Annotated in this window: 3 protein-coding genes; 1 reads left to right on the forward strand and 2 read right to left on the reverse strand. The window is 61.7% G+C overall.

Annotated elements, in window-relative coordinates; all coding sequences use genetic code 11:
• Positions 1-59: 59 nt before the first annotated feature.
• Complete coding sequence (locus FCU66_RS40370; RefSeq protein ID WP_109669603.1) at positions 60-383, reverse strand: TfoX/Sxy family protein; 324 nt, start codon at positions 381-383, stop codon at positions 60-62.
• A gap of 90 nt (positions 384-473) precedes the next feature.
• Between FCU66_RS40370 and FCU66_RS40375 the strand changes: the two genes are divergently transcribed.
• The gene (locus tag FCU66_RS40375) at positions 474-971 is read left to right on the forward strand and encodes a GFA family protein (RefSeq protein WP_136618767.1); all 498 of its coding nucleotides are present in this window, start codon (positions 474-476) and stop codon (positions 969-971) included.
• Positions 972-1,155: 184 nt separating this feature from the next.
• Here the strand turns inward: FCU66_RS40375 and sufA are convergent, their stop codons facing one another.
• Positions 1,156-1,536, reverse strand: coding sequence for a Fe-S cluster assembly scaffold SufA (sufA, locus tag FCU66_RS40380; RefSeq protein WP_013532156.1), 381 nt, complete (start codon positions 1,534-1,536; stop codon positions 1,156-1,158).
• Positions 1,537-1,689: the final 153 nt, after the last annotated feature.

Raw genomic sequence — 1,689 nt, forward strand, 5'->3', positions numbered from 1 at the left:
CGGGGAGAAGGTGGCCGCGAAGCGGCCGGATGAGGGGGCGGCCTCGCGCTTGCGGGAATCTACTTCCCCGCCCGCCGCCCCGCCTCATACGCCCGGCGTGCCCAGACCGTCATCTCGTCGGGATCATCGAAAGCGCTGTCGGGAATGCTCCAGTAGGGCATGGAGACCAGCTTGCCGTGACGGGAGCCGGTATAGGTCCACTGCCGGCAGCCGGCGGCTTCGAAGTCGGGCGCGCTTTGCTCGTCGGCCTTCAGCATCAATTCGCCGCGCAGCACGATGGCGACGATGACACCGTCGAAATAGATGCCCTTGCCGCCGAACAGCTTGCGGATGCTGACCGGGCCAAGGCCTTCGAAGAGTTCGGCGATGCGTTCATTGTCCATGCCGCGATCATGTCACCGGCATTTGGCCTTGTCATCGCCGCAACCAAAATCATGCTGACAGGTTGAGAGCCATCCGTCGGAGTTTTTGTCATGCCGCTTCTGCTCAAAGGATCCTGCCGCTGCAATGCCGTGCGTTTCGAGGTGGAGAGCCACACGCCGGCGCCATTCATGCTGTGCTACTGCTCGATCTGCCGCAAACAACAGGGCGGTGGCGGTTTTGCCATCAATCTTGGCGCCGACAGCGCGACGTTGAACATCCGGGGCAAAAGGAACCTTGGCGTCTACCGAGCCAGGATCGAGGACGACGAGCATCCGCAATGCGAGATCTCGACCGGTGAGCGCAATTTCTGTCGCAAATGCGGGTCGGCGCTGTGGCTCTACGACCCGACCTGGCCGGAGCTCGTGCATCCCTTCGCTTCGGCGATCGACAACGACCTGCCCATTCCACCGAGCCGGGTGCATCTGATGCTGAAATACAAGGCGAACTGGGTCGAGCCTGACATCGGCAAGGGCGACAAGACGTTTGACGTCTATCCTGAGGAATCGATCGCCGACTGGCACAGGCGGACAGGCATGTGGGTGGAGTAGTCTTTTTCGCCCCGTTTATGGGGAGGTGAGAAATGGTCCGCGCAACGGGCGAAAGGCCAATTGCTTGGCTTTTCGAATGACGAACGCCGGCAAGCGGGGCGGCGCAAACTTTAGAGAGGCTGGCGCTGCCCCTCATCCGGCCCTTCGGGCCACCTTCTCCCCGTAAACGGGGCGAAGGAAAAACTCAGGCCGACGCTCGCGCTTCCGCAAGAGCTTTGAGGTCGGCCGGCTTCAGCTCGACGGATTCGCCGCAACCGCAGGCCGAACTCTGGTTCGGATTGTGGAAGGTGAAGCCGGTGCGCAGCGTCGTCTGCTCGAAATCCATCTCGGTGCCGAACAGGAAAAGGGCCGCTTCCGGCGCCACATAGACATGCGCGCCATCGCGCTCGATATGGTCGTCCTTGGTGTTGGGTTCGGTCACCAGATCGACCGTGTATTCCATGCCGGCGCAGCCGCCCTTCTTGATGCCGAGGCGAATGCCATGCGCGTTGTCGCGGGTGGCAACGATCTCGCGCACCCGGTCGGCGGCCTTTTCGGTCATCGTGATGACGGCGAAGCGTCCCATTCTTTTTCCTTCCATTCCATGCAGGTTCAAGGCCTGCCGAATGATTCCTCACCTAAAATGGTGAAGTTTTATGACTGGCGCAAGTGTGCCAGGCTCGACGCTAGTACCAGCCCACCGCGACCTGCGCCTCTTCCGACATGCGGTCGGCCGACC

It is taken from the genome of Mesorhizobium norvegicum, from assembly GCF_004919685.1.
GTDB lineage: Bacteria > Pseudomonadota > Alphaproteobacteria > Rhizobiales > Rhizobiaceae > Mesorhizobium > Mesorhizobium norvegicum.